At 68.1% G+C, this 24,595-nt stretch carries 20 protein-coding genes and 1 riboswitch; of the genes, 16 read left to right on the plus strand and 4 right to left on the minus strand.

The window, feature by feature from the left end; genetic code table 11:
• Positions 1-41 precede the first annotated feature (41 nt).
• The 3 genes from topA (at position 42) to ACFTSF_RS03370 (ending at position 6,089) form a co-directional block, all read left to right on the plus strand.
• A complete protein-coding gene (topA, locus tag ACFTSF_RS03360) occupies positions 42-2,810 on the plus strand; it encodes a type I DNA topoisomerase (protein ID WP_380152260.1) in 2,769 nt (922 codons plus the stop codon).
• A gap of 11 nt (positions 2,811-2,821) precedes the next feature.
• Positions 2,822-3,253 carry a Fur family transcriptional regulator gene (locus ACFTSF_RS03365; RefSeq protein ID WP_344152949.1) on the plus strand — a complete coding sequence of 144 codons (432 nt, stop codon included), beginning with the start codon at positions 2,822-2,824 and terminating at the stop codon, positions 3,251-3,253.
• 67 nt (positions 3,254-3,320) lie between these two features.
• A complete protein-coding gene (locus ACFTSF_RS03370; protein ID WP_380152261.1) occupies positions 3,321-6,089 on the plus strand; it encodes a glycoside hydrolase family 2 TIM barrel-domain containing protein in 2,769 nt (922 codons plus the stop codon).
• A 487-nt stretch (positions 6,090-6,576) separates the two neighbouring features.
• Here ACFTSF_RS03370 and ACFTSF_RS03375 read toward each other — a convergent pair whose 3' ends face one another.
• Together ACFTSF_RS03375 and ACFTSF_RS03380 are read right to left on the minus strand one after the other, a co-directional pair.
• On the minus strand, positions 6,577-6,747 hold the full coding sequence (locus tag ACFTSF_RS03375; protein WP_380152262.1) for a hypothetical protein: 171 nt from the start codon (positions 6,745-6,747) through the stop codon (positions 6,577-6,579).
• Positions 6,748-6,777: 30 nt separating this feature from the next.
• Positions 6,778-8,199: a PLP-dependent aminotransferase family protein gene (locus ACFTSF_RS03380; protein WP_380152264.1), complete on the minus strand. Its 1,422-nt coding sequence runs from the start codon at positions 8,197-8,199 to the stop codon at positions 6,778-6,780.
• A 64-nt stretch (positions 8,200-8,263) separates the two neighbouring features.
• Between ACFTSF_RS03380 and ACFTSF_RS03385 the strand changes: the two genes are divergently transcribed.
• The 7 genes from ACFTSF_RS03385 (at position 8,264) to ACFTSF_RS03415 (ending at position 16,993) form a co-directional block, all read left to right on the plus strand.
• Positions 8,264-9,376: a pyridoxal phosphate-dependent aminotransferase gene (locus tag ACFTSF_RS03385; RefSeq protein WP_380152265.1), complete on the plus strand. Its 1,113-nt coding sequence runs from the start codon at positions 8,264-8,266 to the stop codon at positions 9,374-9,376.
• Between the two features lie 10 nt (positions 9,377-9,386).
• Entirely contained in the window at positions 9,387-11,369 is a 1,983-nt protein-coding gene (gene tmk / locus ACFTSF_RS03390) for a dTMP kinase (protein WP_344152962.1), read from the plus strand.
• Complete coding sequence (locus ACFTSF_RS03395; RefSeq protein ID WP_380152267.1) at positions 11,369-12,538, plus strand: DNA polymerase III subunit delta'; 1,170 nt, start codon at positions 11,369-11,371, stop codon at positions 12,536-12,538. The genes tmk and ACFTSF_RS03395 overlap by 1 nt, the downstream gene beginning before the upstream one ends.
• A gap of 109 nt (positions 12,539-12,647) precedes the next feature.
• Positions 12,648-13,316 carry a DUF4190 domain-containing protein gene (locus ACFTSF_RS03400; RefSeq protein WP_380152268.1) on the plus strand — a complete coding sequence of 223 codons (669 nt, stop codon included), beginning with the start codon at positions 12,648-12,650 and terminating at the stop codon, positions 13,314-13,316.
• A 33-nt stretch (positions 13,317-13,349) separates the two neighbouring features.
• Positions 13,350-14,432 (plus strand): DUF4190 domain-containing protein, encoded by a 1,083-nt coding sequence (locus ACFTSF_RS03405; protein WP_380152269.1) that lies wholly within the window; start codon positions 13,350-13,352, stop codon positions 14,430-14,432.
• A gap of 27 nt (positions 14,433-14,459) precedes the next feature.
• The gene (locus ACFTSF_RS03410; protein ID WP_380153077.1) at positions 14,460-15,461 is read left to right on the plus strand and encodes a stage 0 sporulation family protein; all 1,002 of its coding nucleotides are present in this window, start codon (positions 14,460-14,462) and stop codon (positions 15,459-15,461) included.
• Positions 15,458-16,993, plus strand: coding sequence for an alpha/beta hydrolase (locus ACFTSF_RS03415; RefSeq protein ID WP_380152270.1), 1,536 nt, complete (start codon positions 15,458-15,460; stop codon positions 16,991-16,993). The genes ACFTSF_RS03410 and ACFTSF_RS03415 overlap by 4 nt, the downstream gene beginning before the upstream one ends.
• Here ACFTSF_RS03415 and ACFTSF_RS03420 read toward each other — a convergent pair whose 3' ends face one another.
• Positions 16,994-17,605, minus strand: coding sequence for a hypothetical protein (locus ACFTSF_RS03420; RefSeq protein WP_344152979.1), 612 nt, complete (start codon positions 17,603-17,605; stop codon positions 16,994-16,996).
• A gap of 82 nt (positions 17,606-17,687) precedes the next feature.
• Between ACFTSF_RS03420 and ACFTSF_RS03425 the strand changes: the two genes are divergently transcribed.
• Positions 17,688-18,029 carry a sterol carrier family protein gene (locus ACFTSF_RS03425; RefSeq protein ID WP_380152271.1) on the plus strand — a complete coding sequence of 114 codons (342 nt, stop codon included), beginning with the start codon at positions 17,688-17,690 and terminating at the stop codon, positions 18,027-18,029.
• Positions 18,030-18,157: 128 nt separating this feature from the next.
• Here ACFTSF_RS03425 and ACFTSF_RS03430 read toward each other — a convergent pair whose 3' ends face one another.
• Entirely contained in the window at positions 18,158-18,961 is an 804-nt protein-coding gene (locus ACFTSF_RS03430; RefSeq protein ID WP_380152272.1) for a hypothetical protein, read from the minus strand.
• Positions 18,962-19,081: 120 nt separating this feature from the next.
• Here ACFTSF_RS03430 and ACFTSF_RS03435 point away from each other — a divergent pair, with 120 nt between their 5' ends.
• The 5 genes from ACFTSF_RS03435 to ACFTSF_RS03455 all read left to right on the plus strand — a co-directional run bounded on the left by ACFTSF_RS03435 (position 19,082) and on the right by ACFTSF_RS03455 (position 24,594).
• Positions 19,082-20,383: an MFS transporter gene (locus tag ACFTSF_RS03435; protein WP_380152273.1), complete on the plus strand. Its 1,302-nt coding sequence runs from the start codon at positions 19,082-19,084 to the stop codon at positions 20,381-20,383.
• 196 nt (positions 20,384-20,579) lie between these two features.
• Positions 20,580-21,335 (plus strand): hypothetical protein, encoded by a 756-nt coding sequence (locus ACFTSF_RS03440; protein ID WP_380152274.1) that lies wholly within the window; start codon positions 20,580-20,582, stop codon positions 21,333-21,335.
• Positions 21,336-21,357: 22 nt separating this feature from the next.
• Positions 21,358-21,539, plus strand: a riboswitch (cobalamin riboswitch).
• A 24-nt stretch (positions 21,540-21,563) separates the two neighbouring features.
• Positions 21,564-22,586, plus strand: coding sequence for an ABC transporter substrate-binding protein (locus ACFTSF_RS03445; protein WP_380152276.1), 1,023 nt, complete (start codon positions 21,564-21,566; stop codon positions 22,584-22,586).
• A complete protein-coding gene (locus tag ACFTSF_RS03450; protein WP_380152278.1) occupies positions 22,583-23,575 on the plus strand; it encodes a FecCD family ABC transporter permease in 993 nt (330 codons plus the stop codon). The genes ACFTSF_RS03445 and ACFTSF_RS03450 overlap by 4 nt, the downstream gene beginning before the upstream one ends.
• The gene (locus ACFTSF_RS03455; RefSeq protein WP_380152280.1) at positions 23,572-24,594 is read left to right on the plus strand and encodes a FecCD family ABC transporter permease; all 1,023 of its coding nucleotides are present in this window, start codon (positions 23,572-23,574) and stop codon (positions 24,592-24,594) included. The genes ACFTSF_RS03450 and ACFTSF_RS03455 overlap by 4 nt, the downstream gene beginning before the upstream one ends.
• Position 24,595 lies beyond the last annotated feature (1 nt).

The following is a 24,595-nucleotide window of genomic DNA, read 5'->3' on the forward strand; positions in this document are numbered from 1 at the left end:
CGGTCGGGCACGGGGGAACATGACGGTGCGAGAGGAGCACGGTGGCAGGGGCAACAGGGACGAAAGCCGCGGCGACGGGAACGTCGTCGTCGGGTGGTCGACGTCTGGTGATCGTCGAGTCGCCGAAGAAGGCGCGGATGATCGCGGGCTTCCTGGGTGCCGGATACGTGGTGGAGTCGAGCTTCGGCCACATCCGGGACCTCCCGAAGGGCGCCGACGAGATCCCGGCCAAGTACAAGGGACTGCCCTGGGCCCGGCTCGGCGTCAACATCGAGGACCACTTCGACCCGTTGTACGTCGTACCGGCCGACAAGAAGGCGCAGATCCGCAAGCTGAAGGATCTGCTCAAAGAGGCCGACGAACTCTTCCTCGCCACCGATGAGGACCGCGAGGGCGAGGCCATCGCGTGGCACCTGCTCGACGAGCTGAAGCCGAAGGTCCCGGTCAAGCGGATGGTCTTCCACGAGATCACCCCGAAGGCGATCCAGGACGCGGTCGGCGCGGCCCGGGACATCAACGAGTCGCTGGTCGACGCCCAGGAAGCGCGCCGCATCCTGGACCGGCTGTACGGCTACGAGGTCTCGCCGGTGCTGTGGAAGAAGGTCATGCCGAAGCTGTCGGCGGGCCGGGTGCAGTCGGTCGCGATCCGGATGGTGGTCGACCGGGAGCGGGAGCGGATCGCGTTCCGCTCCGCGTCGTACTGGGACCTGGACGCCAAGCTCGACGCCGGCGAGGGCAAGACGCCGCGAATCTTCCCGTCGCGACTGGTCGCGGTGGACAGCAAGCGCGTCGCCCAGGGCCGGGACTTCGCCCCGACGGGTGAGCTGAAGAACGCCACCACGGTCCACCTGGATGAGTCGACCGCCACCGCGCTCGCTGCGGCGCTGCAGGACTCGACGTTCAAGGTCCGCTCGATCGAGTCCAAGCCGTACACGCGCAAGCCGTACGCGCCGTTCCGGACCACGACGCTGCAGCAGGAGGCCGGGCGCAAGCTCAACATGTCCGCCTCGCAGACGATGCAGATCGCGCAGCGGCTCTACGAGAACGGCAACATCACCTATATGCGTACCGACAGCGTCACGCTGTCGGACACCGCGATCACCGCGGCCCGGGCGCAGGTCCGCGAGCTGTACGGCGCGTCGTACCTGCCGGACAAGCCGCGGGTCTACACGTCCAAGGTGAAGAACGCGCAAGAGGCCCACGAGGCGATCCGGCCGGCCGGTGAGAACTTCCAGACCCCGGCCCAGACCGGGCTGTCGGGCGCGGAGTACCGGCTGTACGAGCTGATCTGGATGCGTACGATCGCGTCCCAGATGAAGGACGCGGCCGGCAACAGCGTCTCGATCAAGATCGACGCCAAGGCCTCGAGCGGGGAGAACTGCGAGTTCACCTCGTCCGGCCGGGTGATCACCTTCCACGGCTTCCTGAAGGCGTACGTCGAGGGTGCGGACGACCCGTCCGCCGAGACCGACGACCGCGAGACGCAGATCCCGGACGTGTCCGAGGGCGATGTACTGCCGGCCACCGAGGTGCTGGCCTCGGGTCACGAGACGAAGCCGCCGGCCCGGTTCACCGAGGCGACGCTGATCGCGCAGCTGGAAGAGCGCGAGATCGGCCGGCCGTCGACGTACGCGTCGATCCTGGGCACGATCCAGGCCCGCGGCTACGTGTACAAGAAGGGTACGGCGCTGGTGCCGGCCTGGCTGGCGTTCGCGGTGGTGCGGCTGCTCGAGCAGCACTTCACCCGGCTGGTCGACTACACCTTCACCGCGTCGATGGAGGACATCCTCGATGAAGTTGCCGCCGGCAACCTTCAGCGCGAGGGCGTGCTCGGCCGGTTCTACTTCGGCGACGACGAGACCGAAGGTCTGCAGTCGATGGTCACCGACCTCGGCGATATCGACGCCCGCGAGATGTCGACGTTCCAGGTCGGCGGTCCGGACAGCGGTGTGGTCGTCCGGGTCGGGCGCTACGGGCCGTACGTCGAGGACAAGGACGAGCGGCGCGCCAATGTGCCGGAGGATCTGCCGCCGGACGAGCTGACCGTCGAGAAGGCGGCCGAGCTGCTCGAGCAGCCGTCGGGTGTCGAGCACGAGCTCGGCAACGCGCCGGACACCGGGCTGAAGGTGGTCGCGAAGGCGGGCCGCTTCGGTCCGTACGTGACCGAGGTGCTGCCGGAGGACGCGCCCAAGGGCGCCAAGCCGCGGACCGGGTCGTTGCTGAAGTCGATGCAGCTGGACAGCATCGGGCTCGACGACGCGATGAAGCTGCTGTCGCTGCCGCGGGTGGTCGGCAAGGACCCGGAGAGCGGTGACGAGATCACCGCGCAGAACGGGCGCTACGGGCCGTACCTGAAGAAGGGCACGGACTCGCGGTCGCTCACCTCCGAGGACCAGATGTTCGAGATCACCCTCGACGAGGCGCTGAAGATCTACTCCGAGCCGAAGCAGCGTGGCCGGCGTGCTGCCGCGCCGCCGCTGAAGGAGCTCGGCGCGGACCCGGAGTCCGGTCAGCCGGTCGTGGTGAAGGAGGGCCGCTTCGGTCCGTACGTCACCGACGGGGAGACCAACGCGACGCTGCGCAAGGACGACTCGGTCGAGACGATCTCGCTGCTGCGCGCCGCCGAGCTGCTGGCGGACAAGCGGGCCCGCGGACCGGTGAAGAAGAAGGCTCCCGCGAAGAAGACGGCGGCGAAGAAGACCGCTACGAAGAAAACTGCTGCGAAGAAGACCGCCGCCAAGAAGACGGCAGCCAAGAAGGCCCCGGCGAAGAAGACCGCGGCCAAGAAGACGGCCGCGAAGAAGTCCTGAGGGGGCTCTCCATGACGAGCGCCGTTGAAGTGTCCGCGCAGCGGTTGCGGGATCGGGGTGAGCGGGTGACCCCGGCCCGGCTCGCGGTCGTCGAGGTGCTCGCCGGGACCGAGGAGCACCTGAGCGCCGAGCAGATCGGCGAGCGTGCCGAGGCGTTGCGGCCCGGGATCCACCGGGCCACGGTCTACCGGGCGCTGGACGCGCTCGGCGAGTTCGGGCTCGTCACGCATGTCCACCTCGGCCGGGCCGGGACGACGTACCACCTGGCCGGCGATCTGGCCCCGCGGCACCTGCACCTGCGCTGCGCGGAGTGCGGGACCGTGTACGACGCTCCCGGCGACATCCTGGAGTCCGCCCGGAAGAAGGTCCTCCGCGAGCTCGGATTCCACCTCGCCCCGGAGCAGGTCGCGCTCGTCGGCGTCTGCAAGGAGTGCCGACCCTGATACGCCCTGTCCATATCTGTTGATCGGTGTGGATTTGTGCGCAGGTCTGGGCTTAGGCTCATGACTTGTGACGGATGAGCTGAGCTATGTCGAGGACTTCGCCCCCGGTGAGAACGTGCTGCCGGCGCGCGCCTGGCTGGATGACGACACCGCGCGCGTCGCGCTGAGCGGGGACTGGAGCTTCCGGCTCTCGCCGAGTGTGGCCGACGCGCCGGACGACCTGAAGGACCCGGACACCTCCGGCTGGGACACCATCGCGGTGCCCGGGCACTGGCAGCTGAGCGGGTACGGCGCTCCGGCGTACACGAACGTGGTCTACCCGTTCCCCGTCGAGCCGCCGTACGTGCCGACGGACAACCCGACCGGGGACTACGTGCGGACGGTTTCTGTGCCTGCCGACTTTGCGGGTTCGCGGATCGTGCTGCGGTTCGAGGGCGTGGACTCGCGGTTCGCGGTCTGGGTGAACGGCTCGCTCGTCGGATGGTCGTCGGGGTCGCGGTTGCCGAGCGAGTTCGACCTGACTTCGGTCGTGACTCCGGGGTCCGAGGCGCAGATCGCCGTACGGGTGCACCAGTGGTCGGCCGGTTCGTACGTCGAGGACCAGGACATGTGGTGGCTGTCCGGGATCTTCCGTGAGGTCAATCTGCTGGCGCTGCGACCGGGTGCCGCGACCGACGTGTTCGTGCACTCGTCGTACGCCGATGGTGTCGGAACGCTCCGCGTGGACGCCGACGTGGCGGGGACGATCGACGTACCGGAGCTGGGTTTGTCGGTCGCGACTGGTGTGGATGTGACTGCTGCTGTCGAGCCGTGGAGTGCCGAGAGCCCGCGGCTGTACGACGGTGTGCTGCGGACCGACGGTGGTGAGGTCCGGCTGCGGATCGGCTTCCGGACGGTCGCGATCGTGGACGGCATCTTCACGGTCAATGGGAATCGTGTGTTGTTCAACGGAGTCAACAGGCACGAGTTCCACCCTGAACGTGGACGCACGTTGACTGAGCAGGACATGCTTGACGATGTATTGATCATGAAGCGGGCAGGAATCAATGCTGTCCGTACGAGTCATTACCCGCCGCACCCGCACTTCCTGTCGTTGTGTGACGAGTACGGGCTGTACGTCATCGACGAGTGTGACCTCGAGACGCACGGGTTCGGGTACGAGCCGACGCCGCCGGACCTGCCGAACCCGGTGATGGACCCGCGGTTCCGCGACGACCTGGTCACCCGGATGCAGCGGATGGTCGGCCGCGACAAGAACCACCCGTCGATCGTGATCTGGTCCCTCGGCAACGAGTGCGGGATGGGCGAGAACCTGAAGGCGATGTACGACGCGGCGAAGGCGATCGACCCGTCGCGGCCGGTGCACTACGAGCGCGACACCGAGGCCGAGTTCGTCGACATCTACTCGCGGATGTACACCGACCCGGCCGGGTGTGCGGAGATCGGGGCCGACTCCTCGAAGTACCGGAACCTGCCGTTCATCCTGTGCGAGTACGGGCACGCGATGGGCAACGGGCCGGGCGGGTTGCTCGACTACCGCGAGGTCTTCGAGAAGTACCCGCGCTGCCAGGGCGGTTTCATCTGGGAGTTCATCGACCACGGCCTGCGGACGACGATCGACGGCCGCGAGGTCTACGCGTACGGCGGCGACTTCGGCGAGACCATCCACGACGGCAACTTCGTCTGCGACGGCCTGCTGTTCCCCGACCGGACCCCGTCACCCGGTATGCACGAGTTCAGCAAGGTGATCGAGCCCCTCCGAATCGTTGCCGATGGCAAGGGTGGAGTCACGGTCACCAACCACTACGAGGTTCTCGACACCTCCCACCTGACCTTCCGCTTCATCACGGAGGTCGAAGGCAACCGCACCGGCTCCGGCAGCCTCACCATCGCCCCAATCGCCCCCGGGGAGACCGTGTCGCTGGACCTCCCGCCCTTCGACACCACCCAGCCCGAAACCTGGCTGACGGTGACGGCCGAACTGACGGAGTCGACGCCCTGGGCGGACGCCGGCCACCGAATCGCCTGGGGCCAGGTCCGCCTCGACGAGCCGGCGGAGGCTGTGGTTGCTGCTGGTGGTTCGCCTGCAGAGGTCACTGCCGGTATCCACGGCATCAGCTTCGGTGCGGTGTCCAACGCGAAGCTTGAGGTGTGGCGGGCGCCGATCGACAACGACGCGCAGCCGGGTGTTGTCGAGGCCTGGCGCGAGCAGGGCCTGCACCGGGTGCAGCACAGGATCGTGTCCGCCGGTGAGCACGACGGCGCCTATGAGGTCGTCACCCGGACCGCACCGCCGCAGCTTCAGTGGGGTCTGCGCAGCACCTGGCGCTGGACCACCGTCGACGGCAGCGTGCAGCTCGACCTGAGCGTCGTACCGGAGGGGCAGTTCCCGGAGGTGCTGCCGCGGTTGGGCATCACCTTCGAACTGCCGAAGGTCGACCGCGTCGAGTGGTTCGGCACCGGTCCGAACGAGGCGTACGTCGACACCCGCGCAGCCGCCGCGGTCGGCAAGTACGCGTCCACGGTCGCCGACCTCCAGACGCCGTACGTGCGTCCCCAGGAGAACGGTCAGCGCATCGACACCCGCTGGGCGACCCTCGACGGCCTCCGCATCGACGCCGTCGACACCCTCTTCGGCCTCACCGTCCGCGACTGGACCACCGCCGACCTGGAGAACGCCACCCACGCCGCGGACCTCAAGCCCCGCGACACCACCTACGTAACCCTCGACCTGGCCCAAACCGGCGTAGGCACCGCCGCCTGCGGCCCAGCCCTCCCCGACCGAGACAAACTCCACACAACCCCCACCACCCTCACCATCCGCTTCACCCAATAAACCAGCAGGCGGGCGCTCCCCCTCCGAGCGCCCGCCTCGCTGCCCCCTGCCAGGCAGGGCCGGGATCCTCCCCAAACCGGTTCGGGAAGGATCCCGGACGCATTCCGGGGGCAGATCCTCCCCAGACCGCGCCCGGGACGGGGCGCCCGCTCCCCAAACCGGTTTGGGGAGCGCGATCGCGGCAGCCATGTGTGTGGTCGGAAGGTGGCCGACGGGTGCTCAAGGTGAACCGCCCGGGCGACCTTGAGCACGGTTCGACCGTTTCGGTGGGCGTCAGATGGTTGATGGGTGCTCAAGGTGACTCACATCCCGGCGAGCTCCAGCGGCGGCCTGCGTGGGGTACGGCGTGCCCGGGCGGCCACCGGGTGGGTCCACCCATCAGGTTGTGGGTTCTGGACCCGCATGCGATGGGGGAACCCACAGGCTCGTGGGGTAACCCGCAAGATGCCGCGAGGGCCGAGGCGTGCCTCGAGCGACAACGGGTGAGCTACAGGCGCTCGTCGCGGAGGGTGGAGATGTGCTCGGTCGAGTCGTCCGGCGACACCTCACCTGCGGGGAGCTTGATGGGCGCCGGGTCGGTGGCTGGTATGAGCCGGCCGCGTCGGATCAGGTCGGCCCGGCGGCTGGCCTGATCGTCACCAGCGGGGATGTCGTTCATGTACTCCAGCCTAGGAGCTGTGGGTCCCGTTCAGATGGCTATGGCTGGGCGGGTGGGGATGGGGGCGGTGGTGGGGGGTTTGTAGGCGTGCCAGGCTGCGGTCAGGCGGGTTACTGATTCGGTGAGGGTGGTCTCGGGGGTGTGGAAGTGGAGGCGGATGTAGTGGGGGCTTCGGCCGGTTAGGTCGAGGCCGGCGCCGGGGAGGACGGCTATGCCGTGGCGGAGGGCGGTTTGGGCGAAGGAGTTGCCGTCGCCGGTGGGGAGGCGGATCCAGAGGACTTGGCCGCCGGTGAGGGTGGGGTAGTGCCAGGTAGGGAGGTGCTCCGCGAGGAGTGCTGTCAGGTGGGTGTGGCGGGACTGGAGGGTGGCACCTACGTTCAACCCATCGAGGAGGGGGACTAGGTGGGCTGCGGCGAGTTGGGCGGGGACGTTGCCGCCTAGGTCGTGTACGGCGCGGAGGCGGGCCAGGCGGGTGATGAACGGGGCTGCGGCGCGGATCCAGCCGATGCGGAGGCCGCCCCAGATGCTTTTGCTGAGTGAGCCGATCGAGATGACGGATGAGCCGTACGCCGCGAGCGGGGTCGGGCGGTCCTGTCCGGGGAAGCCCAGGTCTGCGGGGACCTCGTCTTCGATCAGCGGTACGTCGGCCGCTGCCGCGGCGCGGGCGAGGCGTTGTCGGTCGAGTCGGGGGAGTACTGCGCCAGTCGGGTTGTGGTACGTCGGAATCACGTAAGCCAAGGCCGGACGCCGTACCCGCACCGCGCTCTCGAAGCCGTCCAGTCCCACCGGCAGCCCACGCAGCACTGCGCCCCGTTCGCGGAACACCTCCAGCGCTCCGGGGAACGTGGGTGCTTCGGACAGCACCTGATCGCCTGGTGACACCAGCGCATGCGACAGCAAGGACAGTGCCTGCTGACCGCCGTTGGTGACGAGCACCTGGTCAGCCACGGTCGGTACGCCGTACTGGGTGTAGCGGGCGGCGATCGCCGTACGGAGTGCGAGGTGGCCGTAGGGGTAGTAGCCGATGTCGCCGCTGATTGCAGTGAGCTCCGGGATGATCCGGGTGTAGGCCTCGGCTAGCACAGGAGGTGGTTCGCCGGGTGCTGCGCAGATGGCGAGCAGTACGCCGTCGTCCCGCGTCTCCAGTGAGCCCAGGAAGATCGGGTCGGCCGGCGGATCCTCAGACGCCACCGGTGTACCGGCGACACGCGTGCCACTGCCCTGGCGGCGCACGATGCGGCCTTCTGAGCGCAGCAGGTCGTAGGCGGCGACCACGGTCGTGCGGCCGACGGCCAGTGCCTCGGCCAGCGTGCGGTCGGGCGGCAGCAGCACACCGGCGGGCAGTTCGCCGTCGTCGATCAGCGCTCGCATGCGGGATGCGAGCAGCACGTACAGCGGGCCGCGGCCGGACGACCAGCGGCCCAGACGGTCACAGAGCTCGATTGGTCTCATTGCCAAACCAATTTAGCCGGATTGGCTCTGGGATGGCCAGCCCCGGCACCAGACCATCGAAAACATGGCGAACTTCGTGCGCAATCCCATCCAGACCCTGTCCGACACCCACCCGCAGCACGACCTCGGTGAGAGCTACGGCCCGGAGCTGCGCCTCGCCGACCTGCTCACCCCGGAGCTCACCGCGCTGGAGCTCGGCTATGGCACCAGCCAGGGCGACCCGAAGCTACGAGCCGCGGTCGCTGCCGCACACGGAGTCGAAAAGGACCAGGTGGTCGTCACGATCGGCGGGCAGCACGCGATCTTCCTGCTGGCGTTTCTGCTGGCAGACAACGGCGGTCAGGTCGTCACGACTGCACCCCTGTTCCCCATGGCCCGCAATGTCTGCGATGCGGTCGGTGCGGACGTCCGAGTGATCCCGCTGACCTTCGACAACGGCTACCAACTCCAAGCAGCTGATGTCATTGAACAGCTCACGTCTGACACCAAGCTGGTCAGTCTGGCGAGTCCCCAGAACCCCTCCGGTGTCGCCGTACCGCTCAGTGTCTTCCGCGAGATCTCCCAAGCCATGGCGACCACCTGCCCCGAGGCGTACCTACTGGTCGACGACACCTACCGCACCGCCTCGTACGGCGACGATCCGATCGCAGAGTCGGCTCTGACCCTCGGGGACAAGGTGGTGACGGTGGCGTCGCTCTCGAAGTGCCATGGCGCTGCAGGACTCCGCACTGGCTGGGCGATCAGCACGGACGCCGACCTGGTCGAGCGCCTGGTGACGGCGAAGTTCAGCACGGTCGTGACCGGCTCACCGATCACCGAGGCGCTGGCCGCGCGCGTCTTCGAGCTGCAGGACGAGATCCTCGCCGTACGGCGTCCTCGGCTGGCGGAGGGGGTTGCGGCGACCGAGGCATGGGTGGAAGCGAACGCCGACCTGGTCGAGTGGGTCCGCCCGGATGCCGGAGCGCTGTGCTGCGTCCGCATCCGCCCGCAGGTCGACCTCGCCAGGTTCCGGGCGACCTGGGACGAGCTGAGCATCCGCCTCGCCGAGGGTGAGTGGTTCACCGACGAGCCGCGGGTGTTCCGCCTCGGTTTCGGCTACCCGCCGCCGGTCGAGCTGAAGGCTGCCCTCGACGTCCTGACCACCGCACTGCACAAAGCTGTCCAACCAGCCGACTAGTCTTGGCGGCGTGCCGGAGGTATATGACCCGCTGACCGATCCTGCACCGGCGCACGATGTGCGCGCGGTGCTGCGGATCCGGGCGTTCCGGCGGCTGTGGATCGCGTTCGGGCTGTCCAGTCTCGGCGACTGGATCGGGCTGCTGGCGCTGACCGCGATGGCGAAGTCGTTCGCCGGTGACGACTACCAGGCGGCGAACTTCGCCATCGGTGGTGTGCTGTTCCTGCGCGTCCTGCCCGCGCTCGTGATGGGTCCGGTGGCCGGCTGGGTCGCGGACCGCCTGGATCGACGGGCGACGATGATCATCGGCGACCTGATCCGGGCCGCGTTCTTCATCAGCATCCCGATCGTCGGCACGCTCACCTGGGTGCTGGTGGCAACGGTGCTGATCGAGATCGTCAGCCTGGTCTGGGGTCCGGCCAAGGACGCCAGCGTGCCGAACCTGGTGCCCCGGCACCGCCTGGAGGCGGCCAACCAGCTGAGCCTGATCACGACGTACGGGACGGCCCTGCCGGCCGCGGCGATCTTCACCGCGATCACCCTGGTCAGCCGCTGGGCCGGCGACTTCGCGATCGACCTCGCCGTCTACGTGAACGGCGCGACCTTCGTCATCTCCGCGCTCGCGATTGTGTCGGTGCGCGAGATCGGCCGGGCGGTGCACGAGCACGAGCAGCATCCGACGCTGTGGCGGACCATGGTCGAGGGCTGGTCCTACGTGACCGGTACGCCGGTCGTCCGCGGGCTCGTGGTCGGGATCTCCGGCGCGTTCGCGGCCGGTGCGGTCGTGATCGGCCTCGGCCGCACGTACGTCGAGGACCTCAAAGCCGGCGACCCCGGGTACGGCGTTCTGTTCGGCGCCGTCTTCGGTGGTCTCGCGCTCGGCATGGGGTTCGCGCCGCGGATCTTCTCCGGGCTGTCGCGGCGGCGGTTGTTCGCGGCCGGTCTGGTCGGTTCGGGGGTCTGCCTGGCCGGGCTGGCGCTGATCCAGCAGATCGAGATCGCGACGATGATTGCGATCCTGCTCGGCTTCAACGCCGGTGCGTCCTGGGTCTCGGGTTACACCCTGCTCGGTCTCGAGGTGCCGGATGCGGTTCGGGGCCGGACGTTCGCGTTCGTGCAATCGGCCGTGCGGACGGTGCTCGCGGTCACGTTGGCGATCGCGCCGTTCGTGGCCGGTGCGATCGGGCGGCACACGTACTCGATCTCCGGTCATTCGGTGACCTACAACGGCGCCTCGATGACGATGCTGATCGCCGCGGTCGTGGCCGGCGTGATCGGGTTGCTGGCATGGCGGCAGATGGACGACAGGCCCGGCGTACCGTTCTGGCGGGATCTGCGCCGGAGCTTCGGCAAGACGCCGGGGGTCTATCCGACCACCGGGCTGTTCATCGCGCTCGAAGGCGGTGAGGGTGCGGGCAAGTCGACGCAGTCCGCGCTGCTCGTGAAATGGCTGGAGGAGCAGGGCCAGCAGGTTCTGCTGACACGCGAGCCCGGCGCGACGGAGCTCGGTCAGAAGCTGCGCGAGATCATTCTCGACCCGGCCACTGGTGACATCTCGGACCGCGCCGAGGCGCTGATCTACGCGGCCGACAAGGCTGAGCATGTGGACTCGGTGATCAAGCCCGCGCTCAAGTCGGGCACAGTCGTGATCACCGATCGGTACGTCGATTCTGCGCTGGCCTACCAGGGTTCCGGGCGCGACCTGGACCTGTCGGACGTCGAGCGGGTGAACCGCTGGGCCACCGACGACCTCCGCCCGAACCTGACCATCGTGCTCGACCTGCCGCCGAAGAACGGGCTCGGCCGGTTCGCCGAGCGGGACCGGATCGAGGCCCAGTCGGCCGACTTCCATGAGCGCGTGCGGACGGCGTTCCTCGAACTGGCCGCCGCCGAACCCCAGCACTACCTCGTCGTCGACGCCACCCAGGACCGCGAGCAGATCGCCGAGCAGATCCGCGCCCGCCTGCAGCCAATACTCCCGAAGGTGAACTGATGACGGTTTGGGACGACCTGGTGGGTCAGGAGCCTGCTGTCGCCGTACTGCAGAAGGCGGTGAACGGCGCTGCTGCCGTGGTCCGGGGTGAGTCCGGGGCTGCGGTGGTCGGGATGACGCATGCGTGGTTGATCACCGGGCCGCCAGGGTCGGGCCGGTCGAATGCGGGGCGTGCGTTTGCGGCGGCCTTGCAGTGTCAGCAGGACGGCTGTGGCGAGTGCAACGAGTGCCGTACGGCGCTCAGTGGGGCGCATCCCGATGTGTCGCTGATCCGTACCGAGTTGCTGTCGATCCGGGTCAGCGAGATCCGGGAGCTGGTTCGCCGGGCCGCGATGAGCCCGACGCAGGGCCGGTGGCAGGTGATGGTGATCGAGGACGCCGACCGGCTGACCGAACAGGCCGCGGACGCGTTGCTGAAGAGCATCGAGGAGCCCGCGCCCCGGACGGTGTGGGTGCTGTGTGCGCCGACGGTCGAGGACGTCGTACCGACGATCCGGTCGCGGTGTCGCCTGCTGGTGCTGCGGACGCCGCCGGTGAACGCGGTGGCGCAGATGCTGGTGACCAAGCTCGGGATCGACGCGGACCTGGCCGGGTTCGCGGCGCGGGCCGCGCAGGGGCACATCGGGCGAGCCCGGGCGTTGGCGCGGGATGAGGAGGTCCGGGCGCGGCGGTCGAAGGTGCTCGAGGTGCCGTTCGCGTTGCGGGATCTCGGGGCTTGCCTGAAGGCTGCGCAGCAGTTGGTCGAGGCGGCCAAGGAAGAGGCCAAGGCGAGCGCGGAGAAGGTCGACGAGAAGGAGCGGGCCGCGCTGGAGCAGGCGCTCGGTGTGGGCACGAAGGGCGCCAAGCCGCGCGAGGCGAACGCGGCTTTGAAGGAGCTCGAGGACCAGCAGAAGGCACGGGCCAAGCGCTGGGAGCGCGATGTACTGGACCGGTCGCTGGTTGATCTGATGGCGCTGTACCGCGATGTCCTGGTGGTGCAGACCAAGGCGGGAACCGAGCTGATCAACGCGGAACTGACCCGGCAGATCGATGCATTGGCCGGTCGAACGACGCCGGAGCAAACGGTTCGTAGGCTGGCCGCGATCACCGGTTGCCGCGAGGCGATCGAGACGAACGTCGCCCCGCTGCTGGCACTCGAGGCGATGACGATCGGCCTGTTCGAAGGCTGAGATCGCCGTCCGGTGACTGGACAGCCGTTGTAACACCGAGGGTAGTCGGCGCGATGTCCGTATGTCCGGGCAAAACAGCTCGCTCGGCAGAACCGCCGAACGGACCCTCATGAGCCAGCCGCCCTCCCCGATCCAGCCTGCGCGGCCGTCGTTGCCGTCGGCCGAGTCGTGGCTGGACGGCGTACCGACGCCGGCGCAGCAGCGGCAGGATCGGTATGCCGTGGCGGCGCTGGTGACGAGTCTGCCCGGGCTGGTGCCGGTCTCGGTGGTGCTCGCGGGGATCGCGTTGCGGCGGATCAAGCGCAGCGGCGGGCGCGGGAAGCGGTTCGCGTACGGCGCTCTGATCGTGTGCCTGTGTTGGGCGATCTTCACCGGGGTGGCGGTGGCGCTCGGGTTGTACGGGCAGCTGCGGGACGGGATCGGGCGGACGGTACCGATCGCGCAGGTCGAGGTCGGGCGCTGTTTCGACGCGGACCTGGAGGCGGACACGCTGCGGATGGCGCGGATCGCGAACTGCCGGACCGAGCACAGCGGCGAGGCCTACGCGAAGGTGCGGGCCGACCTGGCCGGACGGACCACGGACGAGACCCAGACGATCGCGACCAGTGCCTGTACGACGGCGTTCGGGACGTTCATCGGGACGCCGTACGAACAATCGGAGCTGGACATGTACTACGTGGTCCTGCAAGATCGTGCTGTTGCTGACGGCAACGTGTTGTGCCTGGTCGGGATGCCGGGGACCCGGTTGAGCGGTAGCATGCGCGGATCGCAGCGGTAGCAGGGTGCGCGGGGGAAACACCTGGGGGAAGTCGTGAGTCAACCACCGTACGGTCCACCACCGGACCGGCCACAGGACACGCCAAGGTCCTTCCCGAACTACGCACGCCCGGACGACGACGCGACCCAACCGGTCCCGACGTCGGACCCGACCTTGCCGCTCCCCGTGCAGCCGCCGGCGACCCAGCCGCTCCCCACCCAATCCGGGTGGGCTGCGCCAGGCCAGCCGTCGACCGGATCCACGCCCGGCACGTCGCCATACGGCCAGCCGACCGGGCAAACGCCGTACGGCGGGCAGCCGCCGGGGCAACCGCCGTACGGGCCGAGCCAGCCGCCGTACGGGCAGCCGCCGGCGCATGTGCCGGTGCCGTATGGGCAGGCTCCGGGGCCGGCACCCTATGGCGGGCAGCCGCCTTATGGGCCGGGTGGGTTTCCGGCGGCCTACGGGTACGGGTATCCGGGGCAGGCCGGTAACAAGACGAACTCGTTCGCGATCGCGTCGCTGGTGTGCGGGCTCGGTGGGTTCGCGACCGGGATCTCCGCGCCGTTCGGCGTCGGCTTCGGGATTGCGGCGCTGGTGCAGCTCAAGCGCCGGCCGCAGGAGGACGGCAAGGGAATGGCGATCGCCGGCATCATCACCGGCGGTGTGCTCACCATCGGCTACACCGTGCTGATCGTCGCCCTGGTCGCGCTTGGTGTGTGGGCTGAGGGACAGAACGACGACTACGGCGCCCCGTATCCGCGCTCGACCACCTCGTCCTACACGTACGTCGACGACCTGGCGGTCGGCGAGTGTTTCAACGGTGACGTGGACACCGACGAGGTCACCCGCCAGGACTGCGCCAACGCGCACGACGGCGAGATCGTCTCCAACGTCACCCTCCCCGAAGGCCCGTACCCCGGCGACAGCCAAGTCGATCGAACCGGGAAGAACCGCTGCGCCCAGGAGTTCGGCACCTACGTCGGCAAGCCCTCCGCCGACTCCGAACTCACCCTCGGCTGGTGGACCCCGGACGAGGAGCTGTGGGAGGAAGACCACGACCGGCTCGTCGTCTGTGCCGCCTTCGCGCCGACCGACGAGCGCCTGATCGGCACAGTCAAAGGCACCAAACGCTAGGTAGAGAAGTACGCTGACCGCGTGGGCATGGTGATGGCGGTGTCGTTCGAGCGGTACGGGCGGCTGTATTACCTGGATCCCGGCCCGCATCGACCGCGGGTCGGGGACAAAGTGCTGGTCCCGACCGACGACGGTCCCGAGGTCGCCGAGTGTGTGTGGGCACCGCAGTTCGTCACGGAGGAGATCGGCGGGCTGCCGCTGTGTGACGGGATCGCGACCCCGGCCGACCTCGACCGCGACGAGCAGAACCGGCAGCGCCGGGCCGATGCGCGGGTGATCGCGAAGCGGCTGATCCGCCAGCACGACCTGCCGATGAAGGTGGTCGGGATCGATTTCGTCGACCGGCGGGCCGATGTCGACCAACTGGTGATCGTGTACTTCTCCGCGCCGCACCGGGTGGATTTCCGCGAGCTCGTGCGGGATCTGGCCCGGGGTCTGCGGGCGCGGATCGAGCTCCGGCAGGTCGGCGCGCGCGACGAGGCTCGGCTGCAGGGCGGGATCGGGCCGTGCGGGCGGGACCTGTGTTGTGCGACGTTCCTGAAGGACTTCGAGCCGGTCAGCGTGCGGATGGCGAAGGACCAGGACCTGCCGCTGAATCCGCTGAAGATCTCCGGCGCGTGCGGGCGGCTGATGTGCTGCCTGAAGTACGAGCACCCGCTCTACCAGGAGTACAACGCGAAGGCCCCGGCCGTCGGGACTGCCGTGGAGACCCCCGCGGGTGATGGAGTGGTGGTAGGGCACAACGTGCCGAGCGACACCGTCGTGGTCCGGCTGGCGGCTTCCGGCCGGCGCTGCGCCTGCAGCCGCGCGGACGTGTGCTCGCCGCGCCAGCAGTACGAAGCCTCCAGTACGACGACACCTGACGCCGTACCGGTCGAGCTGCCGGCCCCCGCCGTACGCCGGGAGCCGGAACCCGAGCCCGCTGTCGTGGAACCCGAGGCAGTTGCGGAGACGACCGAGGAGCGGCGGCAGCGCAAACCCCGCCGCCGGCGCCGCCTGAACCACGAAGAGGGAGACACCCCGCAGTGAGATTCCGCAAGACGACCACAATCCTGGCCGCGCTGGCGGTACTGCTGAGTGGATGTGGCGTGGCGAGCCGGGCGCAGGATGCGGACTCCGATGGCGGTGGGCCGAGCGGGAAGCCGTCGGCCGGTCCGGTCGGTCCGATTCCCGCGGGGCTCGAGCAGTTCTACAACCAGCGGCCGGACTGGAAGCGCTGTGGCAACAACCAGCAGTGCGCCACGATCAAGGTGCCGCTGGACTACACCAAGCCCGCCGGCAAGACGATCGAGTTGAGCGCCCGTAAGGTGCTCGCCCGCGACCGCGTCGGCCGGATCGGGACCCTGTTCATCAACCCGGGTGGACCGGGCGGATCGGGTGTGGAGTTCGCTGCCTCGGCCGGGTTCGTGCTGGGGCAGTCGCTGCTGCGGAAGTTCGACGTGATCGGCTGGGATCCGCGCGGTGTCGGCCAGTCGACGCCGGTGAACTGCCTGGACACCGAGCAGCTGGACAAGTTCATCGCTGCCGACGGCAGCCCGGACGACGACGCCGAGATTACCGAGCTGAACGACGAGGCCAAGACGCTGGCCAAGGGGTGCGAGCAGCAATCGGGTGAGCTCCTGCCGCATGTCGGTACGAAGGACGCCGCCCGCGATATCGACGTACTGCGCGGGATCGTCGGCGACGCCCAGCTCAACTACCTGGGTATGTCGTACGGCACCTTCCTGGGCGCGACGTACGCCGAACTCTTCCCGAAGAACGTCGGCCGGCTGGTGCTCGACGGTGCCGTCGACCCGTCGAAGACGTCGCAGGACAACAACATCGCGCAGGCGAAGGGTTTCGACACCGCGCTGGACGCGTTCGCCGAGGAGTGTGCGCAGCGGCAGTGCCGGCTGGGCAGCAGCAAGGCCGATGTCCTCGCCAAGGTTGACAAGCTGATCAACGACAGCGATGCGCACCCGCTGCCGGGGGACGGCGACCGCGAGGTCACGCAGGCGATCGTCGTACTCGCAGTCATTTATCCGCTGTATGCGAAGGACCTGTGGCCGCGGCTCGAGGACGCGGTGCTCGACGGTCTGGAGGGCAAGGGCGCGCGGTTGCTCGCGCTCGCCGACCAGTACACCGAGCGTGAGAGCTCCGGCTATGCGAACAACCAGAACGAGGTCATCTACGCGGTGAACTGCGTGGACCGCCCGGATATCGCCTCGGTCGCGCAGGCCAAGTCCGAGGAGCCGAAGTACAAGGCGGCGTCCCCGCGGTTCGGTTCGTTCCTGCTCTGGGGCTCATTGGCCTGTGCGAACTGGCCGGTCAAGGCGGAGGACAAGCCGCACCCGATCAAGGCCGCTGGTGCGAAACCGATCGTCGTGGTCGGTACGACGCGTGACCCGGCCACGCCGTACGCGTGGGCCGTTGGACTCGCGGGCCAGCTGGAGAGCGGGGTACTGGTCACGCGGGACGGCGACGGGCACACCGGCTACAAGGCCGGCAACCAGTGTGTCGACAACGTCGTGGAGACCTACCTGCTGCAGGGCCAGGCCCCGACCGCCGATATCAGCTGCTAGTTAGCTGGGGCGGTTGGTCGACACCTGGAGCGTCTGGGTGGCGCGCTCGAGGACGGCCCGCAGTGCGGCCTCGTCCTGCGGGCGGCCGCCGACGGTGATCTCGACGGCGGTGCTGTCGCCGTTGTCGGTGGAGATCCAGCGCGACAGACCCATCCGCGGTCCGCGGGTGTCATCGACGTACTTGTAGACGAGCGTGCCGTTGTCGCGGCTGAGCACGTTGAGCTGCCGCTCCTGGATGCTGCGCTCGCGGTCGCTCACCTGACGGTCCGGGGACTTGCTGCTGCCGCGGGTGTCGAACCGGATCTGCCAGACGCCGGTCGGGTCCAGGAACCGCGGCCGCTGGCCGTCCTGGGTGACCTTCCACGTCGAGGGGACCTCGGCGGAGACCGGGTTCTTCTCGGTGCCGAAGGTCTGCGCCGTGTACTGCAGGCTGTCGGCCTGAAGGCCGTCGCCGCGGGGCGTCGTGGTCGGAGGCGTCTGACTGGTCACGACCTTGTTCGACTGCTTGTCGTCACCGTTGCCGTTGATCGCCAGCACTGTGCCGAAGACTGCAACGCCGACGGTCATCCCCGCCAGCGTCATCAGCAGTGCCTGGTGCCTGGGCGTGAGCATCCCGACCTCGCTTCCGTTTCTCAGGCTTGATTATCGACTACGAAGGGGGCGCGATCACAATTGACGCGTACGCTGGCTCGTCGTGAGCACGCCCTTTGATCAGGCCCTGGAGCGGTACGACGCGGGCACGGCCGAGCGGCCCGACCTGAAACTGCTGACGAAGGAGTTGCTGAAACTCCTGGTGGCCAAAGCGCCCGGACATGCGGTCGAGGTCCGCGTCCCGCCGTACGGCGCTGTGCAGTGCATCGAGGGTCCGCGACACACCCGCGGTACGCCGGGCGCGGTGGTCGAGTTGCCGGCCGAGTTGTGGATCGAGCTCGCCCTCGGCCGAACCACCTGGCCCGAGGCGCGTAGTACCGGGAAGCTCCGGGCGAGTGGAGAGCGCACCGATCTCAGTGCATTGTTGCCCTTGGTAACCAGTTGATGACTGGCCGGATTCTTGCTGAGCATAAAGGTGCCGCGACACCCCGCCCCGGGTGCCGCGGCTACCAGTAAAGACGCTTCGAGAAGCCAGAAAGTTCACTCACCGAAGAAAATCGGCGGAAAACTTTCTCAGCGACCGGCGGTGTTGGTGCGCCAGACCACCGTGCGGCCGTTCACGATCTGGAGGTCGCCGCTGTTCTGCAGCACCAGGACCGAGCCCTTGCGGGTGGTCTTGCTGGCCCACAGCGGCTTCTTGGCGGCGCTGTAGACGACCAGGTTGCCGTCACCCTGCATGGCCACGAAGGCGCCCTTGCTCTGGGTCTTGGTGCTCCACAGCGGGGTCTTGCCCTTGTAGAGGACGAAGTTTCCGTCACCCTGCATGTACGCCCGGTAGGTGCGGTTCACCGACGTCATGAACTCCGGGTACTTCAGCACGCGGTTCATCCCGAGCGTGCCGACCACCATGTAGCGGCTCCAGTTCGGCTTGTTCCGGGTGTTGTAGATCACCAGGTTGTTGTCGTTCTGGACGATCAGCCGGGCGTTCGGGCTGGTGCCGGTGTTGCTCTGCCAGACGATGGTCTTGCCGGAGACGACGGTCAGGTTGCCGTTCTTCTGCATCACCAGGACCGAGGCCTTGCGGTTGGTCGCGGTCGACCACAGCGCGGTCTTGCCCTTGTAGAGCACCGCGTTGCCGTCGGACTGCATGAGGAAGGTGTACTGGCCGTTCTTGGAGCGGATGTAGTTGCCGGCCTTCAGCTTCTGGCCCGGCAGAAGCACGTCCGAGACCGCAGCGGCCTTGGTGACCGCGGTGGGTGCGGTGACGGTGCTGGTCGTGGCCTGGGCGGCCACGGGCGCAAGCAGGGTGGCACCGGCGGCGGCCCCCGCGGCGAGGGTGGCGAACACCTTGGTGCGTACCGACTTGGTCGAGATCATCCGGTTTCTCCGTCTGTCCTGGGGATATTCAGGGAGATTGACGCCGAGGGCAACCAATCGGTTCCACGGTAGGGAGAAAAGGGTTCTTCGCCCGGGGCGATCTGCTGACAGGATGTGCCGGTGGCAGCAAGTTTCCGAACGCGGCTGGCCCGGCTGCGTGTCGACCTGACTCCGTGGCGTAGTTCGCGAGACTTCCGGATCCTGATGGTCTCCGGCTCGGTCTTCTTTCTCGGCAGCATGTTCGGGTACGTCGCCCTGCCGTATCAGCTGTATTCGCTGACCCACTCGAACTTCGCGGTCGGCGCGATGGGCCTGGTCAACATCGTTCCGCTGGTCGTCTTCGGCCTGTACGGCGGCGCGCTCGCCGATCACGTGGATCGGCGAAAGATGCTCATCTTCACCGGGATGGCGCAGGTCGCGGTGTGCGCCGTACTGCTCAGCAACGCGCTGTTGAGCAACCCGCAGGTCTGGATCATCTACGTCTGTGGCGCGCTGAACGCGATCGCCGCCTCACTGCAGCGGCCGAGCCGCGACGCGCTGTTCCCGCGCGTGGTGAAGCACTCCGAGCTGCCAGCCGCGGTGGCGCTGAACGCCCTGACCATGCAGGCCGGTCAGCTGGTTGGCCCCGCGCTGGGCGGTGTGCTGGTCGGTACGGCGGGGATCAGCTGGGCGTTCGGTATCGAGCTGGCCGGGTTGTCGATCGCAACCCTCATGTACTTGCGACTCAAGCCGTACCGGGTCGGCGAGCACTCCCAACCACCGAGTCTGCGCGTCATCGGCCAGGGCATCGCGTACGCCGCGCGCCGCAAGGACCTGCTCGGCACGTACGTCGTCGACATGGTCGGGATGTTCATGGCGATGCCGATCGTGCTGTTCCCGGCGTTCGCCACCGAAGTGCTGAAGGAACCGAAGCTGCTCGGTGCGCTCTACAGCGCGGAGGCGGTCGGCGCGCTGATCGCGACCCTGACCAGCGGCTGGAGCCGCCGCGTCCATCACCATGGCCGGGCTGTCGTGATGGCAGCCGCCTGCTGGGGTGCGGCGATCGGAATCGCCGGTCTGGCGCCGAATATCTGGTTCGCGCTTGTCTTCCTTGCGTTTGCCGGTGCTGCGGACATGGTCTCCGGCCTGTTCCGTTCGGTGATCTGGAACCAGACGATCCCGGACGAGATGCGCGGCCGGCTGGCCGGAATCGAGATGCTGTCCTACATGCTCGGCCCGCTCGGTGGCCAGGCCCGGTCGGGTCTGGTCGCCGACCTGACCAGCGTCCGGACGTCGATCGTCAGCGGCGGCATCCTCTGCGTGGCCGGCGTCGCAGCCACCGGCGCCGCCCTACGCGACTTCTGGCGGTACGACGCTCGCACCGACGAGCACGCGGTGCGCGAACGCGATCTCCGGGCCGCGGCCGAGGCGGACGAAGCGTAGGCTTTGGCGCACTATGCGTATCCTGCCGCTCGCTTTTGTCGCAGTGCTCGCCAGTGCGTGTGGGGGACCCGGGCAGGAGACCGCGCCGAGCGTGCCGCCGCTCGTGTCGATCAGCACGACTCCCACTCAGACACCATCGTCAACTCCGTCGAGTACACCGCCGACCGCGAAGGTGGCCGACACGTTGTGTGTTCGGATGGACCAACCGCTGGTGCAGGCGACACTCGCCGTACCGGTCGTGCAGATTCAACCCAAGGCACCGCCGGCCGACTTCGGCGTACCGGCGACGTATGACACGTGTCAGCTCGGTCTGAGCACCAGTCCGAACGGACCGGTGCTGCGGGTCGGGGTGTCAGTGCAGGCGGCGACCAAGGCGACGCTGGCTGCCGCGCAGAAGGCGTACAAGGGGAAGCCCGCGGTTGTCGGTGCGGGCGGCTTCGGAAACGACACATCGGTGGTGTTCCTGTTCGACGGTCGCCTGTACAAGGTCTCGGGACCGAAAGCCACGCTCGCGAAGTACGTCGTACTGGGGCAGGAGGTGGTTCGGCAGGCGCCCGGGCTGCCCGAGGCGGAGCCGTTGATCACTCGGTCGGAGTGTGAGCGTGGCTCGTCGGCTGCGGCGAAGGTGATGGGGGCGCCCGCGTCGATCCGCCGGGACGGTCAGACCGAGCTCGGGGACCTGGTCTGCGGGTGGGTTTCCGCGAACAGCGTGCTGTCCTCGTCAGTACGGCGTACTCCGAACGCGGTCGCGTTGATGACCGCGATCCGGAAGACACCGACTGCGCAGGCGATCCCGCTCGGTGACGAGGGTTACGTGGACACCGCGACCGGGCGGACCACGATCCGGCTCGGCGACAACAAGCTGGTCGACCTGGTGCCGTTGCCGGCGCGGGCGGTCAACCCGGACACGATGACCCAGTTCGCGCTCGCGATGCTCTCGCAGTACCGCTGAACCTGCGACTCAGTCGCCGGTGTTACTGTGGCGGCGCCGTGGTGCTCGGGAAGCCGGTGTGATGCCGGAGCGGCCCTCGCCACTGTGATCGGGAGTTCACCGGCAGTCCCTCTTGAGGGAGGTCACTGGCCCTGTGCTGGGAAGACCAGGCCGGTGGATGCAGTCCCGTCAGCCAGGAGACCGGCCACGGCATGTGATCCGTCCACGAGGTGCTGGAGGAGCGGTCCTGTGCTGCGCAAATCCGTTGTCCCTGTCCTGCTTTTGAGCCTGCTCGCCGGTTGTGGCACGTCCACCGCGGCCAGGCCGCACGGATCGATCATCACCGTGCAGAACTGCGGGATCGACGTCACCGTCAGCGGTCCGCCGAAGCGGGTGTTCGCGGCGTACCAACCGGCCATCGAGATGGCGCATGCGCTGGGCATCTCCGATCGCCTGGTCGGTACGGCGTACCTGGATGCCGAGGTGCTTCCGGAGTACGCGAGCGCGCAGACCAAGGCGAAGTACTACAAGAACCTGCCCAGCCGCGAAGAGCTGCTCGCGGCGAACCCGGATTTCGTGCTGTCCGGGTTCAACGACGTGTTCAGCGTCGGTGGTGGCAGCGACGAGAGCTTCGGGAGCCGCAAGAGCTTGGGCGAGCTCGGGGTCCAGACGTGGATCTTCAGCCCGCTCTGCCCGACCGCGGACGGTAAGGGCGACGAGGCGATCGACCCGGCCAGCGTCACGATGGACAACGTGTACGCCGACCTGCGCGACCTCGGCAAGCTGTTCCGGGTCCAGGATCGGGCCGAGGCGGTGATCGCCGATCAGCAGAAGCGGATCGCCGCGGTCGCGGCGAAGGTGAAGAGCGCGCCGAAGCCGACCGTCGCGATTCTGCGACCCGGGATGGAGGGTGGTGGATTGACCGTCTCCGGCGGGCCGGACTTCGGGACCGTGCTGATCAAGCAGGCCGGTGGGGTGAACGTCTTCGCCGACCTGACCGCCAAGCGGAACGTGAAGATCGGCGTCGAGGAGCTGATCAAGCGCAATCCCGACTACATCCTGATCAGCGGGTGCTGCGATGCCGCGTTGACGCCGGCCTCGACACAGCCCGAGGTGGACAAGATCCTCGCGAACCCGGCGTTCCAGAACCTGAAGGCGGTACGCAACAAGCACGTCGTACCGTGGCTGTTCGCGAACCACTCGGCCGGTGTGCGTGGTGCTTACACGACCGAGGACATCGCCAAGACGATTCACGCTGACCTGTTCAAATGAGGTGGCGAGCGGCCGGACTGCTCCTGTGCGTCGCTGTGCTCGCGGTCTCGGTCCTGCTGTCGCTGAGTATCGGGAACCAGTATTTCGGGGCGCATGACGTCTACCTGGCGCTGGCGAACTTCAGCGGCAGCGACAACGACCGGGTGATCCGCTATCTGCGGCTGCCGCGAACCGGTGCGGGGTTGTTGGCCGGTGCGGCGCTGGGTCTGGCGGGTGCGTTGATGCAGGGCGTGACGCGGAATCCGCTGGCGGATCCGGGGATTCTCGGGGTGAACGCCGGGGCGGCGCTGGCCGTGGTCGGGGCGATCGGAATGCTGGGCGTGCAGAGCCTGACCGGGTACGTGTGGTTTGCGATGGGCGGAGCGTTGGTGGCGACCGTGGTGGTCTACCTGGTTGGCGCGATCGGGCGGGGTGGTGCGACGCCAGTGAAGCTCGCGCTGGCGGGCGCGGCGATCTCCGCGCTGTTGGGGTCGGTGACCTCCGCGATCACGTTGCTCGATCTGTCGACGTTGAACGAATTCCGCTTCTGGGTGGTCGGATCGCTGACCCTGGCGACCGGTCCGGTGATCGGTCAGGCGGTGCCGTTCATTGCTGTGGGCATCGTTCTGGCGTTGGTTCTCGGGCGGTCGCTCAATCAGCTTGCGCTGGGTGATGAGCTGGCTCGGTCGTTGGGTACGCGGGTGACGTTGGTGCGGGTGTTGGCCGGTCTGGCGGTCGTGGTTCTTGCTGGTACGGCGACTGCGATCGCTGGGCCAATCGGGTTCCTGGGGCTCGCCGTACCGCATGTCGCGCGGACACTCGTTGGTGCGGATTATCGGTGGATTCTGCCGTGGTCGATGGTGCTGGCGCCCGCCGTACTGTTGCTTGCGGATGTTGTCGGGCGGTTGGTGGCTCGGCCGGATGAGCTGCAGGTCGGGATCATCACGGCGGTCATTGGCGCGCCGGTGTTCATTGCGCTGGTTCGTCGTCGCCGGTTGGCTGCGCTGTGAAGACACTGCGGGTTGGTCCGGTCTCGACGCGGGTGGATGTCTCCAGTGCGGTCTGGTCGTCTGTTGCTTGGGTGCTGACGCTGGCGGTCGGAGCGCTCTCGCTGACCCGGGGTGACTATCAGATCCCGCTGGCGTTGGTGCTCGAGACGCTTGCTGGCAACGGCACGCTGATCCTCAACGACATCGTGGTCAACAACCGGCTACCCCGAGTCCTGGTGGGGATAGGAGTCGGTACGGCGTTCGCCGTGTCGGGGGCGATCTTCCAGCGGCTCGCTCGCAATCCGCTGGTGAGTCCGGACCTGATCGGGGTCAACGCCGGGGCCGCGCTGGTCGCCGTACTGATGATCACTGTGCTGGGTAGTGGATGGATTCCGGGTGGTGCGCTGCTGGGGTCGTTGCTTGCGGCAACCGCTGTCTATCTGCTCGCGTACCGCGATGGGGTTTCCGGGTATCGGCTCGTTCTCGTCGGGATCGGCGTGACGGCGATCATCGGCTCGGCCACCGCCTATCTGCTGACGTTGGCCGATATCTACACGGCGAAGAGCGCATCGCAGTGGCTGGCCGGGAGTCTCGCCGGGCGCACGTGGTCGCACGCCGTACTGATCGGCGCCGCGCTCGTCATCCTGTTGCCGATGGCAATCGCCGGTGCTCGGCAACTCCGGTTGCTGGAACTCGGCGACGACCTCGCTCGGACACTGTCCGGTCGCGTCGAGCTGTCCCGGGCGATGCTGATTCTGATCGGGGTTGCCCTTGCTGCGTTGGCGACTGCGGCCGCGGGGCCAATCGCCTTCGTCGCTCTGGTGGCGCCGCAATTGGCTCGCCGGTTGGTGGCCGAGCGCGTTGCCGGGTTGCTGATGGCCGGTGCTCTTGGCGCTTTGCTGGTGGTGGCTTCCGACTTGCTCGCCCGAGAGATCTTCGCGCCGACGCAGTTGCCGGTCGGAATCGTGACTGCGTTCCTGGGAGCGCCGTACCTGCTCATCCTGATGGCCCGCGCCAACCGCATCGGCCGAGGAGGCTGAC

The organism is Kribbella sp. NPDC056951 (genome assembly GCF_042674205.1).
GTDB lineage: Bacteria > Actinomycetota > Actinomycetes > Propionibacteriales > Kribbellaceae > Kribbella > Kribbella yunnanensis.

Bases quoted from the DNA above. Each gene is read 5' to 3' on its own strand.
- ACFTSF_RS03440 (WP_380152274.1), top strand. From the start codon at position 20,580: ATGGACCAACCGCTGGTGCAGGCGACACTCGCCGTACCGGTCGTGCAG.
- ACFTSF_RS03420 (WP_344152979.1), bottom strand. From the start codon at position 17,605: ATGCTCACGCCCAGGCACCAGGCACTGCTGATGACGCTGGCGGGGATG.
- ACFTSF_RS03375 (WP_380152262.1), bottom strand. From the start codon at position 6,747: ATGAACGACATCCCCGCTGGTGACGATCAGGCCAGCCGCCGGGCCGAC.
- ACFTSF_RS03430 (WP_380152272.1), bottom strand. From the start codon at position 18,961: ATGATCTCGACCAAGTCGGTACGCACCAAGGTGTTCGCCACCCTCGCC.
- ACFTSF_RS03400 (WP_380152268.1), top strand. From the start codon at position 12,648: ATGAGCCAGCCGCCCTCCCCGATCCAGCCTGCGCGGCCGTCGTTGCCG.
- ACFTSF_RS03410 (WP_380153077.1), top strand. From the start codon at position 14,460: ATGGTGATGGCGGTGTCGTTCGAGCGGTACGGGCGGCTGTATTACCTG.
- ACFTSF_RS03385 (WP_380152265.1), top strand. From the start codon at position 8,264: ATGGCGAACTTCGTGCGCAATCCCATCCAGACCCTGTCCGACACCCAC.
- ACFTSF_RS03395 (WP_380152267.1), top strand. From the start codon at position 11,369: ATGACGGTTTGGGACGACCTGGTGGGTCAGGAGCCTGCTGTCGCCGTA.
- ACFTSF_RS03365 (WP_344152949.1), top strand. From the start codon at position 2,822: ATGACGAGCGCCGTTGAAGTGTCCGCGCAGCGGTTGCGGGATCGGGGT.
- ACFTSF_RS03450 (WP_380152278.1), top strand. From the start codon at position 22,583: ATGAGGTGGCGAGCGGCCGGACTGCTCCTGTGCGTCGCTGTGCTCGCG.
- ACFTSF_RS03380 (WP_380152264.1), bottom strand. From the start codon at position 8,199: ATGAGACCAATCGAGCTCTGTGACCGTCTGGGCCGCTGGTCGTCCGGC.